At 71.8% G+C, this 20,017-nt stretch carries 17 protein-coding genes and 1 tRNA gene; 7 read left to right on the forward strand and 11 right to left on the reverse strand.

The window, feature by feature from the left end; translation table 11 throughout:
- Nucleotides 1-3 precede the first annotated feature (3 nt).
- Nucleotides 4-1,149 carry a glycosyltransferase family 4 protein gene (locus tag ABEB28_RS38900; protein WP_345733317.1) on the reverse strand — a complete coding sequence of 382 codons (1,146 nt, stop codon included), beginning with the start codon at nucleotides 1,147-1,149 and terminating at the stop codon, nucleotides 4-6.
- Nucleotides 1,150-1,322: 173 nt separating this feature from the next.
- Between ABEB28_RS38900 and ABEB28_RS38905 the strand changes: the two genes are divergently transcribed.
- The 5 genes from ABEB28_RS38905 (at nucleotide 1,323) to ABEB28_RS38925 (ending at nucleotide 9,831) form a co-directional block, all read left to right on the forward strand.
- Nucleotides 1,323-3,701 carry a glycosyltransferase gene (locus ABEB28_RS38905; protein ID WP_345733318.1) on the forward strand — a complete coding sequence of 793 codons (2,379 nt, stop codon included), beginning with the start codon at nucleotides 1,323-1,325 and terminating at the stop codon, nucleotides 3,699-3,701.
- The gene (locus ABEB28_RS38910) at nucleotides 3,698-5,158 is read left to right on the forward strand and encodes an O-antigen ligase family protein (RefSeq protein WP_345733319.1); all 1,461 of its coding nucleotides are present in this window, start codon (nucleotides 3,698-3,700) and stop codon (nucleotides 5,156-5,158) included. The genes ABEB28_RS38905 and ABEB28_RS38910 overlap by 4 nt, the downstream gene beginning before the upstream one ends.
- Nucleotides 5,155-6,933: an oligosaccharide flippase family protein gene (locus ABEB28_RS38915; protein WP_345733320.1), complete on the forward strand. Its 1,779-nt coding sequence runs from the start codon at nucleotides 5,155-5,157 to the stop codon at nucleotides 6,931-6,933. The genes ABEB28_RS38910 and ABEB28_RS38915 overlap by 4 nt, the downstream gene beginning before the upstream one ends.
- Nucleotides 6,934-7,007: 74 nt before the next feature.
- On the forward strand, nucleotides 7,008-7,925 hold the full coding sequence (locus tag ABEB28_RS38920; protein ID WP_345733321.1) for a sulfotransferase domain-containing protein: 918 nt from the start codon (nucleotides 7,008-7,010) through the stop codon (nucleotides 7,923-7,925).
- A 61-nt stretch (nucleotides 7,926-7,986) separates the two neighbouring features.
- Nucleotides 7,987-9,831, forward strand: a complete 1,845-nt coding sequence (locus tag ABEB28_RS38925; RefSeq protein ID WP_345733322.1) for an NHL repeat-containing protein — start codon at nucleotides 7,987-7,989, stop codon at nucleotides 9,829-9,831.
- 44 nt (nucleotides 9,832-9,875) lie between these two features.
- Here ABEB28_RS38925 and ABEB28_RS38930 read toward each other — a convergent pair whose 3' ends face one another.
- The 9 genes from ABEB28_RS38930 to ABEB28_RS38970 all read right to left on the reverse strand — a co-directional run bounded on the left by ABEB28_RS38930 (nucleotide 9,876) and on the right by ABEB28_RS38970 (nucleotide 17,268).
- Complete coding sequence (locus tag ABEB28_RS38930) at nucleotides 9,876-10,619, reverse strand: 3'(2'),5'-bisphosphate nucleotidase CysQ (protein WP_345733323.1); 744 nt, start codon at nucleotides 10,617-10,619, stop codon at nucleotides 9,876-9,878.
- Nucleotides 10,620-10,842: 223 nt separating this feature from the next.
- Nucleotides 10,843-11,244 carry a hypothetical protein gene (locus tag ABEB28_RS38935; RefSeq protein WP_345733324.1) on the reverse strand — a complete coding sequence of 134 codons (402 nt, stop codon included), beginning with the start codon at nucleotides 11,242-11,244 and terminating at the stop codon, nucleotides 10,843-10,845.
- A gap of 93 nt (nucleotides 11,245-11,337) precedes the next feature.
- The gene (locus ABEB28_RS38940) at nucleotides 11,338-12,108 is read right to left on the reverse strand and encodes an RNA polymerase sigma factor (RefSeq protein ID WP_345733325.1); all 771 of its coding nucleotides are present in this window, start codon (nucleotides 12,106-12,108) and stop codon (nucleotides 11,338-11,340) included.
- A gap of 11 nt (nucleotides 12,109-12,119) precedes the next feature.
- Nucleotides 12,120-12,518 (reverse strand): hypothetical protein, encoded by a 399-nt coding sequence (locus ABEB28_RS38945; RefSeq protein WP_345733326.1) that lies wholly within the window; start codon nucleotides 12,516-12,518, stop codon nucleotides 12,120-12,122.
- A gap of 100 nt (nucleotides 12,519-12,618) precedes the next feature.
- The gene (pth, locus tag ABEB28_RS38950; protein ID WP_345733327.1) at nucleotides 12,619-13,209 is read right to left on the reverse strand and encodes an aminoacyl-tRNA hydrolase; all 591 of its coding nucleotides are present in this window, start codon (nucleotides 13,207-13,209) and stop codon (nucleotides 12,619-12,621) included.
- A gap of 68 nt (nucleotides 13,210-13,277) precedes the next feature.
- Nucleotides 13,278-13,901 (reverse strand): 50S ribosomal protein L25/general stress protein Ctc, encoded by a 624-nt coding sequence (locus tag ABEB28_RS38955; protein ID WP_345733328.1) that lies wholly within the window; start codon nucleotides 13,899-13,901, stop codon nucleotides 13,278-13,280.
- Nucleotides 13,902-14,466: 565 nt separating this feature from the next.
- Nucleotides 14,467-15,444, reverse strand: coding sequence for a ribose-phosphate diphosphokinase (locus ABEB28_RS38960; RefSeq protein WP_345733329.1), 978 nt, complete (start codon nucleotides 15,442-15,444; stop codon nucleotides 14,467-14,469).
- Nucleotides 15,445-15,515: 71 nt separating this feature from the next.
- Nucleotides 15,516-17,015 (reverse strand): bifunctional UDP-N-acetylglucosamine diphosphorylase/glucosamine-1-phosphate N-acetyltransferase GlmU, encoded by a 1,500-nt coding sequence (gene glmU / locus ABEB28_RS38965; RefSeq protein ID WP_345733330.1) that lies wholly within the window; start codon nucleotides 17,013-17,015, stop codon nucleotides 15,516-15,518.
- Nucleotides 17,016-17,196: 181 nt separating this feature from the next.
- A tRNA-Gln gene (locus ABEB28_RS38970) sits at nucleotides 17,197-17,268 on the reverse strand.
- Nucleotides 17,269-17,560: 292 nt separating this feature from the next.
- Between ABEB28_RS38970 and ABEB28_RS38975 the strand changes: the two genes are divergently transcribed.
- Both ABEB28_RS38975 and ABEB28_RS38980 read left to right on the forward strand, forming a co-directional pair.
- Nucleotides 17,561-18,565, forward strand: a complete 1,005-nt coding sequence (locus tag ABEB28_RS38975) for an acyl-CoA desaturase (protein WP_376981152.1) — start codon at nucleotides 17,561-17,563, stop codon at nucleotides 18,563-18,565.
- Between the two features lie 224 nt (nucleotides 18,566-18,789).
- Nucleotides 18,790-19,389, forward strand: coding sequence for a TetR family transcriptional regulator (locus ABEB28_RS38980; RefSeq protein WP_345733372.1), 600 nt, complete (start codon nucleotides 18,790-18,792; stop codon nucleotides 19,387-19,389).
- Nucleotides 19,390-19,434: 45 nt separating this feature from the next.
- Here the strand turns inward: ABEB28_RS38980 and ABEB28_RS38985 are convergent, their stop codons facing one another.
- Nucleotides 19,435-19,917, reverse strand: a complete 483-nt coding sequence (locus ABEB28_RS38985; RefSeq protein WP_345733331.1) for a hypothetical protein — start codon at nucleotides 19,915-19,917, stop codon at nucleotides 19,435-19,437.
- Nucleotides 19,918-20,017 lie beyond the last annotated feature (100 nt).

The raw sequence follows: 20,017 nt of genomic DNA on the forward strand, positions 1-20,017 counted from the left end.
CCCTCAGGTGCTGACCTCCGCCTGCGGGCGGCGTCCGCGGAGCAGCTCGCCGTAGAGGTCGAGCAGCCGCGCCGACGAGTCGTCGCCGATCGTCAGCGCCGCACGCCGCCGCCCGGCGTCCGCCGCCGCACGGGCCGTCTCCTGGTCGCTGAAGACCGTGACGACCGCCCCGGCGAGCGCCTCCGGGTCCTCCGGCGGGACGATCCAGCCGGTGCCGGGCGGCACCGACTCGGCCATCCCGTCCACCGCGGTGACGACCACCGGCCGGCCGAGCGCCATCGCCTCCAGCGGCACCAGCGACATGCCCTCCCAGCGGGACGGGCAGACCACGACGTCGGACGCGTAGAGCCAGCTCAGCGCGATCGGACGGTCGACCGGACCGGTGAAGTGCACGCCCTCGGCGCCGGCCTGCTGCGCTGCCGCCTCCAGCGCCGACCGGGTCGGACCGTCCCCGACCAGCACCAATCGCGCACCGGGTACCGCCGCCCGCACCGCCGGCCAGGCGTCGATCAACACGTCCTGGCCCTTCTGCCTGGCCAGCCGCGCGGTGCAGACCGCGACCGGGACGCCGGGCTCCACCCCGAGCGCCTCCCGGACCTCCGGGCGCGGCCTGGCCCGGATCGGCTCGACCGCGGTCGGCAGCACCGCGTTCGGCAGCACCTCCATCCGGCCCTGCAGACCGTGTGCGATGCCGGTGTCCCGCTCCGCCGCACTGACGCAGATGACGACGTCGGTCCAGCGCATCGAGTACCGCTCCCAGCCGAGCACGGCATGCCGCAGGGCGCCGTCCACCGCCTGGAACGACCAGGCGTGCGGACTGAAGACGGTCGGCACTCGCCCGCGGAGCACGGACCGGCCGATCAGCCCCGCCTTGGCGCAGTGCAGATGGACGACGTCCGGCCGGACCTCCTCGAAGATCCGGCGGAACGCACTCGCCTCGGCCAGCATGCCCACCCCGGGCCCCCGGGCGGCCCGCCAGGTGACGACGTCCGCGCCGCGGGCACCGGCGAGCGCCGCGAGCCGCCCGCCGGGGCACGCGACGGTCACGTGCACGCCGTGCTTGGCCTGGTACTCGACATAGTCCGCGACGCAGTGGGCCAGACCGGTGTTGACCGCATGGGACACGTGCAGAACCTGGACGGACGACACTAATAACCCTCCAGCACATAAAGGCTTCGTTCTTGCTTTTATCGTTGTAAAGAGACTAAAACGACCCAGGCGACCAGTGAGCGTGCCACAGCCGAAGCCACCGATGCGAGCCACGCCACGCCGAGCCGGGCCGATCCCCCACCGCCGCCGGCCTACCGGGAGGACAACCACCGATGGCGCATTCCGCGATCACCCCACCGCTGAAGGCCCTGGTCGTCACGCCCAGCGGCGTGCTCGGAGGTGCGGAGTCGTGGCTGCTGTCGATGCTCGACCACACCGAACGGCTGCGATCCCGGGTGGTGATGCTGGAGGACGGGCCGCTGCGGGCCGAGCTGGCCCGCCGCGACGTCCCCGTGCTGGTGCGGCCGGTCGGGCGCACCGCCGCCGCGATCGCCGGCGGCGCCGGCTGGCTCGCCCGGGTACTGCGGGACCTCGATCCGGACGTGGTCGTCGGGAACGGGGTGAAGGCCCAGTGCGTGGTGGCGCCGGCCGCGCTGGCCGTCGGTGTGCCGTCGGTCTGGGTCAAGCACGACTACAGCTACGACCGGCGCCTGGCCCCGTGGTTGGCGAAGGCGTCCGGCCGGGTGATCGCGACCGCCGACGACGTCGCCGTAGCCGCTCGTCGTGCGGACACGGTGACGATCACCCCGCCGCGCCCGCAGGAACCGGAGCCGAGGGATCACGCCCTACGGGTGCTCCGGGCGCTGAACGTGCCGGCTGGTGAGCGGCTGCTGCTGGCGATGCCGGTCCGGTTCGTGCCGTACAAGGGCGTCGACACCGCGATCAGGGCCCTCGCCGAGCCGCAGGCCGCCGCGTGGGACCTGCTCGCGGTCGGCCCGGACGACCCCAGCCGCCCAGACGAGCGGGACCGGCTGGCCGCACTCGCCGCCGACTGGGGTGTCGCCGACCGGGTCCACCTCCGGCAGAACGTCCCGACCGTGGGTCGTCTGCTCGCCGGCGTGGACGCGGTCGCGGTGCTCACCCGCCCGGACGGCCCGCGCACGCCCGGCCGGGAGGGCTTCGGCCTGACCGCGCTCGAGGCCCAGCTGGCGGGCGTGCCGGTGATCGCGATCGACGACGGTGGGCCGGTTGCGCGGCGGATCGGCCCGCAGCCGATGAAGCGTGCGGCCGGGCTCCTGGTGCCGCCGGCCGATCCGACCGCCGTCGCGGCTGCGCTGGCGGCCCTGACCGAGGCGGAGGTCCGGGCCGCGCTCGGCGCCGAAGGCCACCGGCGGTCGGCGCACCATCCGGACGCGGCAACGCAGGCCGCCCGGTTCGCCGCGCTGCTGGCCGAGGTCGCGCGTCGGCCGGGCGCCGGGCTCCGCCGGGTCGACGCCCCGGCGATCAGCGTCGTCAGCCCGGTACTCGACGAAGCGCCGGTGATCGACGAACTGATCGGAATGCTCTCGGCGCAGCTCGGCCCGGACGACGAGTACGTGCTGGTCGACGGCGGATCCACGGACGGCACCGCGGAACGCATCGCGTCCTGGCACGACTGGGACCCACGGATCCGGCTGGTGCGCCACGGCGGCGGCACCATCGGCTACAGCCGCAACTGCGGGGTGTCCGCCGCACAGCACGAGTTCATCGCGTGCACGGACGCCGGCTGCACACCGTCGGCGAGCTGGCTGGAGGGGTTCCGGGCGGCCGCCGCGGAGACCACAGCGGCGGCTCGGCGGCACGGCGAGAACCCGGCCGAGTTCCCGATCGGGCTGTACGTCGGCGTGTACTCCGCCGCGGTGCGGCCCGGGCGCTGGTTCGAGTCGGCGATGGCGGCGATGAACTGGCCTGACCCGGTCGAGCTGCGGCGCCGGACCGCGCTGCGCGCGCTCTACGGCCGGCTGTTCGGCCGGTCGTTCTCCGCTACCCGCGTCGACGGCCGGTCGGTCGGGTTCACCCGGGACGTCTGGCGGGCCGCCGGCGGGTTCCCGGAGCACCTGCGGACGGCCGAGGACGAGGCGTACGGCCGTGCCGTGCGGGACGCCGGTGCCCGCACCGCGCTCACTCTGGACGCCGCTGTCACGTGGCACCAGCGACCGAGCATCGGCGCGGCGTTCGCGCAGTTCCGCGGGTACGGCCGGGGTGGTGGCACCGGGCGGTCCGGGGCGCTGCTGCGGCGGGACGCGATCCGCTTCGGCGGCTACCTCGGGGCGGCGGCCGCGATCACCCGGGGCGGGAAGCCCGGCCGCGTGCTGGCGGCGGCCGGCGCCGCCGCGTACTTCTCGTTGCCGGTCGCGCGGGTGCTGCGACGCGGGCAGTCTCCGCTGGTCCTGCCGCTGGTGCCGGTGGCTGCGCTGCTCAAGGACGGCGCCAAGCTGGTCGGCACGGCCGAGGCACTGCTGACCGGGCTCAGCGGGCGCATGCGTCGACGCGCGGCCGGACGTCCCGCGGCCGACGAACCGCGCGGGCCCGGCACGGCCACGCGGACGCCCGAGCAGCCTCCCGGCTACCGGCCCCGGCACCGCGCCGACGGCCGGTCGGGCGTCGCGTCGGTGAGACCGCTCGCCGGCGAGCCGGTGACGGCGGGACGATCCATCGAGGCGGAGACATGACCGCACCGCCCGCGCAGCACCGAACCGTTCCGGCTCGTTCCTCCGCTCGCACTCCCCGCGGCGACCTGGTGCCGGTCTGGGCGGTGGCGCTCGTGTTTGCGGGCCCGGCCGTGGGCAACCGCCTGATCCCCGGCGGCGCGGGACTCCAGGTCATCCACGTCGTCTGCGTCACGGCGATCGCCGTGACCGCGCTCTGGGCACTCGCCGGACGCCTTCCGGTCCGGGCCGCGCTGCGCCGCCGCGAGATCCGCCCGCCGCTCTGGTTCGGAGCCGGGCTGGTCGCCGTAGCCGGTGCCTCCACGCTCCTCGCCGCGAACCCGCTCCGTGGGCTGAAGGTCACCACCACCTACGCCGCCGGATGGCTGCTGCTCGTGGCGGTGCTGCTGGTCGCGACGTCCCCCGGCCGCTTGCGGACGCTCGTCGGCACCGCGGTCGTCGGCTCGCTGACCGTCACCCTCCCGATCCTGAGCCAGGCCGAGCGCCTGAAGCCGGTCTACGGCGGCGCGGTGGTCCGGAACCGGGCGCAGTCGATCTTCGCCGACCCGAACCAGTTCGGGTGTTACGCCGCGTTGATCGTCCTGCTCGCGCTCGGCTGGTTCCTCGCGGCACCGCACCGGTGGGAGCGGGTGCTCGCCCTCGCCGGTGGGGCGGGTGCGGCGGCCGCGCTCGTACTGTCATTGAGCCGCGGGGCCTGGCTCGGTACCGCGGCCGGACTCGTCGTCGCGGCGATGCTCCACCCCGCCGTGCGGCGCGCGCTGCTCACCGCGGCGGCGCTCGGTGCGACGCTGATCGCGTCCGGGATCATGTTCAGCCTCACCGCTCCCACGGAACTCCGGGGTGGCCCGGCGGCCCAGGTCGTCGAGGTCGTGGTGGACCGGATCGCGGTGATCGACGACCGCGCCGCCAACCCGCACGACGTCCGACCGATCACCTGGCGCGAGGCGGTGCGTCAGTTCGGTGCGCATCCGGTGCTGGGTAACGGGCCCGGCTCGTTCAGCCGGCTCGCCGCGGAGTCACCGTCGGTCATCCAGTTCGCGCCGCGGCTGCACGCGCACAACGCGCTGCTGCACCTCGGCGCCGAGACCGGCGTCATGGGGCTGTTCGCCGGGGTGGCGTTCGTCGGCAGCTGCGGCCTCGCCGCGCTGATCGCGGCCCGCCGCCTCCGGCGCGCCACACCCACCCGCGGCCGGGAGGACGCGCTCGACGCAACCGCGTCCGGCCCCGCGCCTCCGGCCGAGGTGGCGTCGTCCCCGGCGGACGGGGCGCGTCCGGCAGACGCTGCGGGTCTGGCGTGCACCGCCGCGGGGCGGGCGCTGGGGCTGGTCGCCGGAGCGACCGGCGCACTCGTCGCGCTCTCCGTGCACCTGATGGTCGACTACCCGATCCGCAACCCGGTGCTGATGATCACCGCGTGGACGGTCACCGGCCTGTTGCTGGCCGCCGGGGCCGACCGGTGACCGCCACGCCCACCCGGCAGCCGACCGCTACCGAGCACGCCCGGCACAGCGCCGAGCTCCGTGGCGTCGCCCGCGCAGGCACGATCAGCCTGGTCGGATCCGCGACCTCCGCGCTGCTCGGCTTCGTCCTGGTCGTCCAGGTGAGCCGCGGCCTCGGCGCGGCCGGGGCCGGTGCGTTCTCGGTGGTCGTCGCCGTCGCGATGATGCTCGCCGTCGCCGGCCGGTTCGGTACCGACACCGCGCTGGTCCGGATGGCTCCGCGGCTGCGCGCGCTCGGACGTACCCGCGACATCGACGCCGCCGCGGTGGCCGCGCTGGCCCCGGTGTTCGTCGGCACCACGCTCCTCGCGGCGACGGCCTGGTGGGCGGCGCCGCTCCTCGTCGACCTCGTGTTCGAGCAGCCGACGCCGCCCGGAGCGGTCTGGCTGATCCGGGTCGGCGTGACCACCGTGCCGCTCGCGGCGACCGGCTACGTCGCGCTCGCCGTGACCCGCGGCCTGGGCAGCATCGTGCCGCTGACGATGGTGGAGAGCATCACCAAGCCGGTCCTGCGGTGCGTGTTCGTCGCGGTGGCCGTGGCGGTCGCGCACCAGCGGTGGCCGGACGCGGAACTCTCGGCCGCACCGGTGCTCTGGACCACCGTGGCGTGGGCGGTACCGACGCTGCTCGGCGGCGTCTGGTCGGCGATCCTCGCGCACCGCGCCCTTCGAGCGGTCCGCGCCGAGCCGGACGCGATCCCGGGCGACGCGGACGCCATCCCGGGCGGCACCGGGGACGGCGGCGCAGCGAGTCCCAGCGGGGTCGCGGCTACCTGGCGGGAGCTGTGGCGATTCGCGACGCCACGCGCCGCCGCGTCCGCCTGTGAGATCGCCGGCATGCACGCCGGCATCATCCTGGTCAGCGCCCTCGCCGGGGTGACCGAGGCCGGGGTCTACAACGCCGCGCTGCGCCTCGCTCTCGCCGGGACGCTGGCCCTGCAGGCACTTCGGCTCGCGATCGCCCCCACGCTCGCCCGCCTCCTCACGGTCGGCGACACGGCAGGCGTCGAGCACCTCCACCGCACCGCCGCGGTCTGGATCACCGTCGTGTCGTTCCCGCTCTACCTGGTCTTCGCGGTCTGGCCCAGCGAGGTACTGCGGCTGTTCGGCCCTGGCTTCTCGGTCGGCGGGCCGGCGCTGGCGCTCCTGGCCGCGGGCACGCTGGTCAACCTCGCCACCGGCCCGGTCTCCACGCTGCTCTTGATGAGCGGTCGGTCCACGCTCACGCTCGCCGTCACCGCGACGTCGCTGACCTGCGGTATCGCGCTCGCAGTAGTGCTGATACCGCGGTACGGCGTCACCGGGGCGGCGATCGCCAAGGCGGCGGCCGTCGTCGGCGAGAACGTCGCGATCACGCTGATCGTCCGCCGGACGGTCGGCGTCCGGACGCTCTCCCGCCCCCTGCTCCGGGCCACCGCCGCCGGGGCCGTGTGTTTCGTCGTCCCGGCCCTGATCTACGACGTGGCGACCGGACACGCCGTGCCCGACTTCCGGGCCGCGGTGATCCTCGTCCTGCTCGGCAGCGTGGGCTACCTGGTCCTGCTCCGGCGCTGGCGGGGCGAGTTCGCGCTCGCGGACCTCGCCGCCGCCCTGCCGACCCACCGACTGCGGCTGCCCGGCAGCCGCCTCCACCGCTCCGCTGGGCGACGCCGCCCGGTCGAGCCGCACGACCCGGCCGAGCCGCCACCGCGCCGGACCGATCCCCCTCCGTCCGATGCGAGCAAGGAGTACCGATGAGCCCTCTTCAACCTCCGGGCAGCCCTCAACTCGAGCAACCTCGGCGGTCACCGGTCGGAAAGAGTTCATTGAGCATGCTTCGCCACGTCGAGGTGCCGGATCCGCTGCGTGCCGCCAAGCGCCGGGTGCCGCGCCCGGTGAAGCGGGTGGTCCGCCGCGCGGTGCGACGCTACGGCGAGCACACCGCCGACCAGCGCACGCTGCCGGACTTCCTGATCATCGGCACGAAGCGCGGGGGCACCACCTCGGTCTGGAACTGGCTGGTCCGCCACCCGAACGTCGCACCGATGTTCCCGGCGCTCCAGCAGATCAAGAGCCCGCACTACTTCGACATCCACTACAGCCGCGGCGAGCGCTGGTACCGCTCGCACTTCCCGAGCCGCGCCGCGCTCGACCGGGCGGCCCAACGCACCGGCATCCGACCGCTGACCGGCGAGGCGAGCCCTTACTACCTGTTCCACCCGCTGGTGCCGGAGCGGGTTCAGCACACCGTCCCCAAGGCACGGCTGGTGGTGCTGCTCCGCAACCCGGTCGACCGGGCCTACTCCAACTACTGGGAGCGGCGCGGCTCGGCTGCCGAGTGCCTGCCCACGTTCGAGGCCGCGATCGACGCCGAGGAGGGGCGGCTACGCGGCGAGACCGAGCGGATCCTGACCGATCCGAACTACTACTCGTACCACCACGACTGGCACAGCTACCTGGCTCGCGGCCGGTACGTCGAGCAGGTGGCCCGGTGGCTCGACCGGTTCGGCCGTGACCAGCTGCTGATCATGCCGTTCGAGGACCTCCGGAAGAACCCGAGCGGCGCCTACCGGACGCTGCAGGAGTTCCTCAGCCTGCCGGTCGTCGAGCCACCGCGGCTGGCCCACCACAACAAGCTTCCGGCTCCGCCGATGGCCACGGCGACCAGGGCGCGACTCGTCGAGTACTACCGCCCGTACAACGCCCGCCTGGCCGAGCTGCTCGGCGTGTCCTTCGACTGGGATCGCTGAGCCGACCGAAGGCCCGTTCGCCGCCGGTCGGTTCCGACCGGCGTTCGTCCCGAGGAGAAACGTGCGTCCTCCCTCCGATCCTGGCGGTCGCCAGGACCGTCATCAGACCCCCGACCCTTCCCACCGCCGACGTCGGCTCAGCCGTGGCGCGACCGCGATCGCGCTGCTCGGCACCGCGATCGGACTGATACCGGCCACACCGGCGGCGGCGACCCGAGCCGACCGGGTACCCACCGCGGGTACGGCGTCCACCAAGGTTTTCACCGCGGACGCTCAGCCGACGTGGCAGACGAACGGGACGGTGTGGGCGGTCACCCACGTCGCCGGTGTCGTCTACATCGGCGGCAGCTTCTCGACCGTCCGGCCGCCCGGTGCGGCACCCGGAACCCGCGAGGTGGCCCGGGACAACCTGGCTGCCTTCGACGCCCGGACCGGGAACCTGCTGCCGCTCTCCCACCGCTTCGCCTCGCCCCGGCACGCGTTCAGCGACTCCAAGCCGGATGTCACCTGCGACGTCGACTGGGACGCCCAGGTCTACACCTGCGACACGATCTACCGGATCAAGGCCTCACCGGACGGATCGACGATCTACGTGGCCGGTGACTTCACCACCGTGGACGGCCAGGCCCGGAGCAAAATCGCGGCGTTCCCGACCGCGAACGCCGCCCGGGTCAACCCGCCGCTCGACCGCCGCTTCGCCCCGCGCGGCATCAACTCCCGGGTGCGTGCGCTGGCGGTCGGTCCGCGGACGGTCTACGCCGGTGGGCTGTTCACCCAGGCCGGCGGCGCCGCCCGGGAGCGGGTCGCCGCGTTCGACCGGCGTACCGGCGCCGTGACCACGTTCAACGCCAGCGCGGACGGCGAGGTCATCGCGATGTCGCTGTCCGCGGACTACTCGCGGCTGGTCGTCGGCGGCAACTACAACACGCTCAACGGCGTCGCTCAGCATGCGCTCGGAGCGGTCAGTCCGAGCACCGGCCGGAGCACCGCGTGGGCGTGGCGCGGCGTCCCCCGGACGTCGTACATCACCGACATGGCCGTGGACAGCAACGCTGTCTACCTGACGGCCAACGGCGAGGGGACGTGGGACGGGCGGGCCGCCGTCGATCCGCGGACCGGTCGGCTGAAGTGGTTCGACAGTTGCCTCGGCGCAAGCTGGGCGGCGGCACTCCACGGCGACCTGCTCTACACGGGTTCGCACGCGCACAACTGCAACGACACCGATGGTGGCTTCCCCGAGCAGGCCACCGACCAGGCGGAGCCGCGCTACTACCGGCTGCTGGCGCAGACCACCCGCGGTAACAGCACGACGATCCAGTACTGGTTCCCGTCGACGAACGGCGGTGACCCGAACATTCCGGCGACCCGTTCGCCGTCGAAGCTGGGCCCACGCGCGATGGCCAGCGACGGCCGGTCGCTCTGGGTCGGTGGTCAGTTCACGACCGTCAACAACGTGCCGCAGCAGGGCCTGACCCGGTTCACGCTCACCGCGCGGTCGAAGCCACCGGCGACGCCCGCCGCGCCGACCCTGCAGAACAGTGGACAGAGCCAGGTGACGGTCACCTGGCGTGGGGTCGAGGACCTCGACGACCCGGTCGTCACCTACCAGGTCTACCGCGGTTCGACGTTGGTGTACCGAGGCCGCGCGTCGGCGAAGCCGTGGGAGACGTCGAAGAGTTATTCGTTCACCGACCGCGGACTGACCGCAGGCACGACGGTTCGGTACACGGTCCGCGCGGTGGACGGACGCGGCACCGCAGGCGCGTTCTCGCCGGCGGCGACCGCCACCGTCGGCCGGAGCGTCGACGAGGGCAACGGCAACGGCTGGTCCGACCCGTGGGGCAACGGCTGGGGAGAGCAGGACAACGCCTGGTCCGACACGGACTGGAGCTGGGGCGGCTGGTAACGCTGCAGAGCGACGGGGCCCGGCATCTGCCGGGCCCCGTTCGTTTACTTGGACGCTTCGATGGCCGACAGCATCTGTTCCGCGAGTTCGGGACGGCAGATCAGCAGGTCGGGCTGGTACGGGTTGGCGTTGTTGTACGACAGCGGGGATCCGTCCACCCGGGACGTGTGCAGACCCCCGGCACGAGCCACCACCACCGGCGCGGCCGAGTCCCACTCGTACTGCCCGCCGTCGTGCAGGTACGCCTCGGCCTGGCCGCGGACGACCGCCATCGCCTTCGCCCCGGCCGACCCCATCAGCAGCAGCTCCGCGCCGAGCTTCTCGGCGACCGCCTCGGCGTACGCGGGCGGCCTGCTGCGGCTCACCAGGATCCGCGGCTGCGGCGCCGCCGGACGCAACTGGGGAGGCTGCTCGCTGGTGAGCGTGGGCCCTAGGCCGGGCAGCGCGACCGCGCCGGCCACCAGGTCGCCGTCCTCCCAGAGCGCGACGTGGATCGCCCAGTCGTCCCGATCGAGCTCCGAGTACTCGCGCGTGCCATCGAGCGGGTCGACGATCCAGACCCGCCGGGCCGACAGCCGGACCGAGTCGTCCGCGCCCTCCTCGGAGAGCACCGCGTCGGCCGGCCGGAGCTTGGCCAGTGCCGCGGTGAGGAAGTCGTGGGACCGTCGGTCGCCGTCGGCCTTCAGCCGGCTCGCCGGCCCCGGCTTACGGGTGCGCAGCCGGAGCAGGATCACGCCGGCGTGCGTGGCCAGCAACCGTGCTAACTCGACGTCGGAATCGCACGTCATCCGTACCGCGAGGGTATCCGGGAAATCGGGCTCGGAGAGAGTCACCGGACCCTCCGCTCAGTCGGCCGGGCTGCCGTAACCACCTGTGTTACCCCCTGCCCCGGGTGCCGTCTGTTCGACACCACGTCGCTCGCAGCCCCGAGGCTAATGGGTGACGACGGTCCTGAACACCGGGACCGGTGCGGGGTGCCCCTCCCCCGGACGGACGACGTTCTCGATTCGGTCACAGCCGGACCCACGACGTCTGCAACGGCTTCGCCTGCGGCGACCGAAGCGGCCGTAGCACCAGGCTGAACAGGCCGGTGGGGACGTCGAACTCGGCGTGTCCGTCGTCGTCGGTGGTGACGGTGAACGTGGCGCCGGTACAGCGCACCTCGGCGGACGCCCGCTGGGCGGGCAGGACCTCCAAGCTCACCCGCCGTCCGTTGCCGCGATCGCTGACCCGGAGGTCGGCGCCGCCGTTCCGGTGGCCGAACCGCATCGTCCGGACGGTCGGGTCGGCTGCGGCCCGGCGATCGTGGTCGAGGACCGAGTCGAACATCAGGTCGGCGACGAGCGTCTCGACCGGACGGGCGTCGAACGCGCGACGTGCGGCGGCGCGCACCGACTCGGGGACGACGTTCACGGGCCCTCCTTCATCCACCCGGACGTCCCACGGCCGGGCCTCCCCCTCAGCGGCGTGGGCCCTACGCAACGGTTCCGGTGACACTGCTACCTCCTAGGAAGAGCCGGCAGTCGCCGGATTGATACCCGTGCCTTCGACGATTCCCCGCAGCTTCTCCAGACACCGGCCGCGCGTGGGGCCGATGCTCCCGATCGGGATGTCCAACGCGGCGGAGATCTCGTCGTAGCTGGGCGCCGGATCGAGCAGCAGCAGTTGCAGGAGTTCGCGGCAGCGGGGGGTGAGCCGTCCGAACGCGCTCCGCATCTCGGCCTCCTGTTCGGCGGCGAGCAGGGCGGCGTCCGCCTCGGGCGTCGCCAGCCGGAGCCGGTCGGTGGCCGGGTCGAGCTCTTCGCCGGAGAGCACCGTGCGCTTCGCCCGGCCGAGCAGCCGGAGGCACTCCCGCCGTGCGGTGGTGGCGAGCCAGGCGCCCACCCGGCTGGGATCGCTGAGCCGGTCGATGTTCTCCACCAGCCGCAGCCAGGTCGTCTGGCTGACGTCGCCGGCGTCCCCGGAGCTCAGCCGGTGGTTGCGGGCGACGGTCCAGATCAGGCCGCCGTACGCATCGACCAGCGCGTCCCAGGCGCTGCGGTCCCCACCGGCGGCGGCGCTCACCAGCATCGCGGCTTCCTCGGGAGCCAGGTTCGCCCGACGACTGCCGGCCGGGCGGTGGCCGATCGCGGGACCCGCCTCGGACTCGTCGACCTCGGTCTCCGGCTCGTTCACCAGGTCGGTGAGGCCGGACACCTCGTCGGGTTCGAGCTGGGGTAGTTCGGCGGTGTCCGGTAGCGCGGCCAGTCCGATCCGCGGTACCGAAGCGCTCGCCATCGGGTCCGGCGTCATCGGGCCTGGCCACCGGCGTCGGCGGACTGGTAGCCCGCGGCCGGCTGGAAGCCCGGAGCCATCCGGACGACGCCACCGTCGGCGAAGGCGGCCTCGCGGCGGCGTCGACGCTCTTCGCGCACCCAGGCGTCGACCTCGGAGCGCGCGGTGTGCAGGATCCACTCGTCGACCTGGGCCGTCGGCTGCTCGACCGGGTGCAGGGCCGGGTCCTTCACGTGGGCGAGCGCCCGGACGGTCGGCCATCGCTCGGCCATCCGGAGCCAGGTGAGCTGCGAGACGACAGCCGCCTCAGTGCACTCGAGGCCGGCGGTGGTCGCGAGGCCCCAGATGGTGTCCATGTGCTGGTCGACGAGCGCGTCCCACAACTGGTCGACCCCACCCACATCACCCGACATACCGGACAATATACGCGTGTCGACGCATGGCGCGCCCGGGCGCTGCGCACTTCGGCGCGGTATAGCCCGCCGAAGTGCACACCGCTCGGACGGTGACGAGCTACTTGGCGTGAAAGGTGTTCTGCACGGCCGCGAGGTCGGCGCCTAGCAGCGCCTCTACGGCGTCGGCCGCCGTGTCGACCAGGAACGGCAGATCCTTGCGTTCGACCGCGCTGAAGTCGCGGAGGACGAAGTCGGCCGGGTCCTGCCTGCCGGGCGGCCTACCGATCCCCACCCGGACTCGCAGGTAGTCGCGGGTTCCCAGCGACGTGGAGATCGAGCGCAGGCCGTTGTGACCGTTGTCGCCGCCACCGCGCTTGAGCCGGACCGCGTCGAACGGGATGTCGAGCTCGTCGTGGACGACGATCGTCCGCCCCGGCGGGATGCGGTAGTAACTCCGCAGCCCCGCGACCGGGCCGCCGGACTCGTTCATGTACGAGAGCGGCTTGGCCAGCACGACCCGGTGACCACCGAGCCGCCCCTCGACCACCTCGGCGCGGGACTTGTGCTTGGTGAAGCGGCCACCGATCCGCTCGGCGAGTAGGTCGACGACCATCTGGCCGACGTTGTGCCGGTTACCGGCGTACTTCGGGCCGGGGTTGCCCAGTCCGACGACGAGCCACGGGCCGTCGTCGCCCGAGTTGGGGGCCACGGGGTCCCTCCCTCATGAGTCCGGCCGGAACCCCGAAGTACGGGTTCCGGCCGGTCAGCTGGTGACGATCAGACGTCAGCGGTCTGCTTCTCGTCCCGCTCGATGCCCGCCTCGGCCTCAGCGGCCTCCATCTCGGCCTCCGCCTGGGCGGCGCTCTGCTGAGCGACGACACCGACGACGCCGGCCTCGGGGTCGGTCACCAGCGTGACGCCCTGGGGCAACGCGATGTCCTTGGCGAGCAGGTGACGGCCGATCTCCAGGCCGTCGATGTCGACCTCGACGCCGTCCGGGATGTTGGTGGCCTCGGCCTCGACCGTGAGCGTGGTGAGGTCCTGGTTGACCAGGCCGCCGCGCTGCACCTGGCCGGTGAGGACGAGCGCCAGCTCGACGGTGACCTTCTCGCCCTTGCGGACGAGCAGCAGGTCGACGTGGTCGATCGTCATCTTCAGCGGGTCGCGCTGGACGGCCTTGGGGAGCGCCAGCTCCTTGCCGCCGTCGATCTCGATCGTCAGCAGGGTGTTCGCACCGTGCTTGATCGCGTTGGTGAACTCACGGGCCGGCAGCGCGATGTGCCGAGGGGCCTGGCCGTGCCCGTACAGCACGGCGGGGATCTTTCCGGCCCGGCGCGTGCGGCGTGCGCCGCCCTTGCCGAACTCAGTGCGCGGCTCGGCGGCGATTCGGACCTCGGACACGACTTAACTCCTCGAACGCAAGCGTGAATATCGATTGACGTTGGGCGAGGGGCCGTGTCGTGGGCACCGCAGACGACGCGAGAAATATTCAGCGCGTCGATCACGGAGCCTGCGACACAGCCCCCTCGCCGGGCAACCTCGCCATCCTATCTTGCCCGGCCGGTACAACACGAACCGGTCCCCTGGAAGCCTACAAGCTGTACAGACTCCCGCATACCCGGGCAGATAGGGTTATCCAGCACATCTCATGTGCATCGAGGGTTACCAAGGGCCCCGGGGCCCTCACCCCCAGCGTGCGCAACCCGAGCCGAATCCGCAAATGCGCTGGACGCTGCGCGGCACAACGTCGCCCAGGACGCAGTTGCCGTTGAAGCGCCGCCAAGCGCGTCGCTAAACGTCGACCTGACGCAGTGGTCGTTGAAGCGCCGCCAGGCGCGCGCAGTTGCTCGAACCTGGAGCCCGCCCAGGACGAGGCTGGCAGTCGAGCGCGAGGCCGCCTCGACCTTTGCTCTGGTCTCAAGGCCTCGCGCTCGCCTGTCAGGCTCGCCCCTGGTCGGGCCGCCCACTAAGAGGCGCCGCCGAAGAGGGAGGTTACGGAGCCGTCGTCGAAAACCTCGCGGATCGCGCGGGCGATCAACGGGGCGATCGACAGCACGGTCAGCTTGTCGAGCTCCTTCTCCGGCGGGATCGGCAGCGTGTTGGTGAGGATCACCTCGCTGATCGGTCCGTTCTTCAGCCGCTCGGTGGCCGGGTCGGAGAGCACGCCGTGCGTGGCCGCGACGACGACGTCCGCCGCGCCCTCCGCCTTCAGCGCGTCGGCGGCCTTCGCGATCGTGCCGCCGGTGTCGATCATGTCGTCGACGAGAATGCAGGTGCGTCCCCGGACCTCACCGACGACCCGGTTCATGACGACCTGGTTCGGCACCAGCGGATCACGGGTCTTGTGGATGAACGCCAGCGGCGTGCCGCCGAGGATGTCCGTCCACCGCTCGGCGACCCGGACCCGTCCCGAGTCCGGGGCGACGACGGTCAACTCGCGGCCCGCGTACCGGTCCTTGACGTAGTTCGCCAGGAGCGACAGCGCGAACAGGTGGTCGACCGGTCCGTCGAAGAAGCCCTGGATCTGGGCGGTGTGCAGGTCAACCGTGAGGATCCGGTCGGCGCCCGCGGTCTTGAGCAGGTCGGCGACCAGGCGGGCGGAGATCGGCTCGCGCCCCTGGTGCTTCTTGTCCTGCCGCGAGTACGGGTAGAACGGCACGACGACGGTGACTCGCTTCGCCGAACCGCGCTTCGCGGCGTCCAGCATGAGCAGAAGCTCCATCAGGTGCTGGTTCACCGGCGCGCACATGCTCTGGATGATGAAGGCGTCCGACCCGCGGACCGATTCCTGGAACCGCACGAACAGCTCGCCGGAGGCGAACTCGAGCGCCCGAGTAGGCGTCACCACGGTCTCCAAGTCAACCGCGATCTCCGCGGCCAGCTCGGGGGCCGCCCGACCACTCAGGAGCACCAAGCTCTTCCGGCTCTTGGCGTGAATAGCCATCGGTTCTGCGTCGCTTTCAGTGCAGCCGGGCGGCAGAGGTCCGACCGGTTCGGCATGGGGGGAACTGAGTGTCACTGCCCAGAGCCGGGGATGTCGGTTGTGGCAGGAGGAATCGACCCCTCGACGGTACCCTCCCCACCTGCGACGCGCCGAGCAGCCGCCGCCGCGTCGGCGGCGGCTGTACCGGGCCGACGTCGCTCGACCCACCCCTCGATGTTGCGCTGACGAGCGCGGGCCACCGCCATCGCCCCCGGCGGAACGTCCTCGGTGATGACCGAGCCGGCCGCTGTATACGCACCGTCACCGACTGACACCGGAGCGACAAACATGTTGTCGCTTCCGGTCCGGCAGTGGTCACCGATCGTGGTGTGGTGTTTTTTCACACCGTCGTAGTTGACGAAGACACTCGCCGCGCCGATGTTCGAGTGCTCGCCGATCGTGGCGTCACCCACATAGGTGAGATGGGGCACCTTCGAACCTTCGCCGATCTGTGCGTTCTTCGTCTCGACGTAGGTGCCGACCTTCGCCTTGCGGGCCAGCACCGACCCCGGGCGCAGGTACGCGTAGGGCCCCACCGAGGCTTCCGGCCCGATCTGTGCCTGCAACGCGTGGGCACGCACGACGGTCGCACCCTCGCCCACTCGCGTGTCGACCAGCGTGGTGTCCGGCCCGACCTCGGCCCGGTCCTCGATCACCGTCGCTCCGCGGAGCTGGACGTTCGGGTGCACGACGACGTCCCGCCCGAGGACGACGTCGACGTCGAACCAGACGCTGGCGGGGTCGATCACGGTGGCGCCCGCGCGCATCGCGGCGGTCACCAGCCGGTCGCGCAGCAGCGCCCGGAGGCCGGCGAGCTCTACCCGGTCGTTGCAGCCGAGGGTCTCCCGGTAGTCGGGCGCGACCATCGCGGCGACCGGGTGCCCCTCCTCGACGAGCAGGCCCAGCACGTCGGTCAGGTACTCCTGGCCCTGGTCGTTGTCGGTGGTCAGCCGGTCGAGCATGGCCCGCAGGTGCTTGGCGTCGAACGCGAACATGCCGGAGTTGATCTCGGCGATCGTGCGCTCTTCCGGGGTGGCGTCGCGGTGTTCGACGATGCGCCGCACGCGACCCTCGGCGTCCCGGACGATGCGGCCCAGCCCGGTGGGGTCGGGCACGGAGGCCGTGAGCACGGTGGCCGCATTGCCTGCTTCGACGTGAGTGGTGACCAGTGCCTGCAGCGTCTCCGCGGTGAGCAGCGGGGTGTCGCCGTTGAGGACGACGACCGGCCCGTCGAGGTCGGGGAGTTCAGCGAGCGCGCACCGGACCGCGTGGCCGGTGCCGAGCTGCTGGTCCTGCACGGCCGGCACGATGCGGTCGTTCAGGCCGGTCACGTGGGCGGCGACACGTTCGCGCTGGAAGCCGACGACGACCGCCAGGTGCGCGGGCTCGAGCCGGCCGGCGGCCGCGAGCACATGGCCTACCAGGCTGCGTCCGCACAGCTCGTGGAGGACCTTGGGGGTGTCGGACTTCATCCGGGTGCCTTCGCCTGCGGCGAGGACCACGACGGCAGCCGGGCGGGCCGGGCTCGTCACAACGGTCTCCTGGGTATTCGGCGGCTGTGAGAAGTAGGTACTGCTGCGGTCACGAGGACCAGGGTCCGCGCGTTCATCCGTTACCCGGCGCGCACGCGCTCAGCCGCATGCTAGCCAGCGGGCGTGGGGAGCGGATGACCGGCGGCGCCCTCCGAATGGGGCGCATACCGCTAGAAAAGGGCTCGGCCGCCAGGATTCGAACCCGGACAAGCGACACCAAAAGACGCTGTGCTGCCTATTACACCACGGCCGAAGGCATCTCGATTCTTCCACAGCACGCGCCGGAGGGCTGGCGGTATCCCACCGCGCGGGTCGCCAGGGCCGTCCGCGGGGCGGGGCGACCCGTCCGCAAGGCTGAGGTGACACCAGCCGTTGGGCGAGGAACCGAATCAGTCGTGCGAGATTGGCAAGTTCGACTGGACACTTGCCAAACTTACGGGGGCGTAGGTTACGCTTCCGTAAGCGTCGGTTGCTCACTGCCGAGCGGACGACGTACGCACCGCAAGTTTGATGCTGCTGTACTTCCTGACTGAGGGGAAAGGCCATTGACTCCGACGACCGCAGCGGCCACCGAGGTGGCCTCATCTCCGGCTCCGGAGGGGACCGAGGCCGCCGCCGGGGCGAAGCGTTCCGGTCAGCGTCCGCTCATTTTCGGGCGTAAGGGCAACATCGAGATCGCGTTCCTGTGGTTCTTCGTGGTGGTGCCGTTCGTGGCGCTCATCGCGGCGGTGCCGTGGGCCTGGGGCTGGGGCCTCACCTGGGTCGACGTCGCCATCTTCGCGGTCTTCTACGTCATCACCGGGTTCGGCGTGACGGTCGGCTTCCACCGCTACCTCACGCACGGCGCGTTCAAGGCCAAGCGCTGGCTCCGGATCGCACTGACGATCGCCGGCACCATGTCGGTCGAGGGTGCACCGATCCGCTGGGTCGCCGACCACCGTCGGCACCACCAGTACAGCGACCAGGAGGGTGACCCGCACTCGCCGTGGCGTTTCGGCGAGTCGACCAAGGGCCTGATCAAGGGCCTGGTCTGGGCGCACGTCGGGTGGCTGTTCGAGCGCGACAACTCCAACGCGCGTCGCTTCGCCCCGGACCTGATCCGCGACCCGGACATCCGCCGGATCCAGAAGAACTTCGTGCCGATCATGCTGTTCTCGCTGTTCGGCCCGGCCCTGATCGGTGGTCTGGTGACCTGGTCCTGGTGGGGCGCGGTGACCGCGTACTTCTGGGCTTCGCTGGTCCGGATCGCGCTGGTGCACCACGTCACCTGGGCCGTGAACTCGGTCTGCCACGTGGTGGGCGAGCAGCCGTACCGGTCGAACGACAAGGCGCACAACTACTGGCCGCTGGCGATCCTGAGCTTCGGCGAGTCGTGGCACAACTCCCACCACGCCGACCCGACCTGCGCGCGGCACGGTGTCGACAAGGGGCAGATCGACTTGTCGGCCCGGCTGATCTGGCTGTTCGAGAAGGCGGGCTGGGCGTGGGACGTCCGCTGGCCGAAGCGCGAGCGGTTCGAGGCCCGGCGCGTCGAGAAGGTCGCCGCGTAACACCGCACTCCCCCGACGGCCGCCGCGAGTTCGCTCGCGGCGGCCGTCGGGTGCTTCCGCCAGTCAGTGCGGCATATGGACGCTACGCAGCGCGGCGAAGCGTCCATATGCCGTTACTGTCACTCACCAACGGCGGGCAACCGTCCGTTCGACTCGCTTCGCGCGGCTGACAGGATGTTCGAGTGAGCGACGACCACGAACGCAGGCGCGGCGCCCGGGTCCGGATGACCGGCAAGGAACGACGCGAACAGCTACTGACGATCGCCCGCAAGCTCTTCGCCGACCGCGGTTTCGAGGCCACGTCGATCGAGGAAATCGCGACTCGCGCCAGCGTCAGCAAGCCGGTGGTCTACGAGCATTTCGGCGGCAAGGAAGGGCTGTACGCGGTCGTCGTCGACCGCGAGATGCGGCACCTGCTCGACAGCATCACCAACGCGCTGACCGGTGGGCACCCGCGGATCCTGCTGGAGCAGGCCGCCTTGGCCCTGCTCACCTACATCGAGGACGAGACGGACGGCTTCCGCATCCTGATCCGCGATTCGCCCGTCGCTACCTCGGCCGGCACGTTCTCCAGCCTGATCAGCGACATCGCCAGCCAGGCCGAGTACATCCTGGCCGCTGAGTTCAAGAGCCGCGGCTACGAGAGCAAGCTCGCGGGCCTCTACTCCCAAGCCCTCGTCGGCATGGTGGCGCTGACCGGGCAGTGGTGGCTCGATGCGCGGAAGCCGAACAAGGAGGACGTCGCCGCCCACCTGGTGAACCTCGCCTGGAACGGGCTGTCCAACCTGGAGGCCAAGCCGCGCATCCGCGGCAAGGAGAGCTGACGCAGAAGGCCGGCCCCGAAGGGCCGGCCTCGAGGCGAGCGGTGGTCAGTGCGCGGCGCCGACCGGCTCCTTCGACGACGAGTCCGCGGACGACGGGCGGCGAACCGCCGACGAGGTGGAGACGCCGGCGTAGAGCGCCGCGGTGAACCACAGCGTGCCGATCGTGTACATCACGCAGACGCTGGTCACCGTGAACGCGAGGAAGTTGTCGCCGTTCCGGATGAAGATCAGGCCGATCGTGCCGACCACCCAGAGGAACGGCCCGAGCACCGAGTTGACCTTGGCGTCGATGTTGCGCCCGGCCAGCGCCGCCAGCAGCGCAATGCCGCCGACGACGATCCAGAACACACCGGCCGCCGGGTTGGCGGTCATCAGACCCCAGACCTTCTCACCCTCGCCGTCGGTGAACGAGCCGCCAGACGTCTGGGCCAGTGCGGTGGCGCCGTAGGCGACGGACGCCGCGCCGGTGACGATCGTCAGGCCCCGGTACAGGCCACGAAGCGGATGGTCGACCGGTAGGTGGGACATGTGGGGGGCCTCCCTGTTCTGCGGCCGGACGCGGTCGTCGGCCAGATTCTGCCCGAACTCATCGGCTAACTGCCGACCAGGTGTCGACAATCGGTGGAAT

Source organism: Cryptosporangium minutisporangium, from assembly GCF_039536245.1.
Taxonomy (GTDB): Bacteria; Actinomycetota; Actinomycetes; order Mycobacteriales; family Cryptosporangiaceae; genus Cryptosporangium; species Cryptosporangium minutisporangium.

What these genes read in the sequence shown, in the direction of transcription:
- ABEB28_RS38940 (WP_345733325.1), bottom strand. Translation starts at nt 12,108, where the DNA reads ATGGCGAGCGCTTCGGTACCGCGGATCGGACTGGCCGCGCTACCGGAC.
- ABEB28_RS38920 (WP_345733321.1), top strand. Translation starts at nt 7,008, where the DNA reads ATGCTTCGCCACGTCGAGGTGCCGGATCCGCTGCGTGCCGCCAAGCGC.
- ABEB28_RS38905 (WP_345733318.1), top strand. Translation starts at nt 1,323, where the DNA reads ATGGCGCATTCCGCGATCACCCCACCGCTGAAGGCCCTGGTCGTCACG.
- ABEB28_RS38945 (WP_345733326.1), bottom strand. Translation starts at nt 12,518, where the DNA reads ATGTCGGGTGATGTGGGTGGGGTCGACCAGTTGTGGGACGCGCTCGTC.
- ABEB28_RS38910 (WP_345733319.1), top strand. Translation starts at nt 3,698, where the DNA reads ATGACCGCACCGCCCGCGCAGCACCGAACCGTTCCGGCTCGTTCCTCC.
- ABEB28_RS38960 (WP_345733329.1), bottom strand. Translation starts at nt 15,444, where the DNA reads ATGGCTATTCACGCCAAGAGCCGGAAGAGCTTGGTGCTCCTGAGTGGT.
- ABEB28_RS38985 (WP_345733331.1), bottom strand. Translation starts at nt 19,917, where the DNA reads ATGTCCCACCTACCGGTCGACCATCCGCTTCGTGGCCTGTACCGGGGC.
- ABEB28_RS38930 (WP_345733323.1), bottom strand. Translation starts at nt 10,619, where the DNA reads ATGACGTGCGATTCCGACGTCGAGTTAGCACGGTTGCTGGCCACGCAC.
- ABEB28_RS38980 (WP_345733372.1), top strand. Translation starts at nt 18,790, where the DNA reads ATGACCGGCAAGGAACGACGCGAACAGCTACTGACGATCGCCCGCAAG.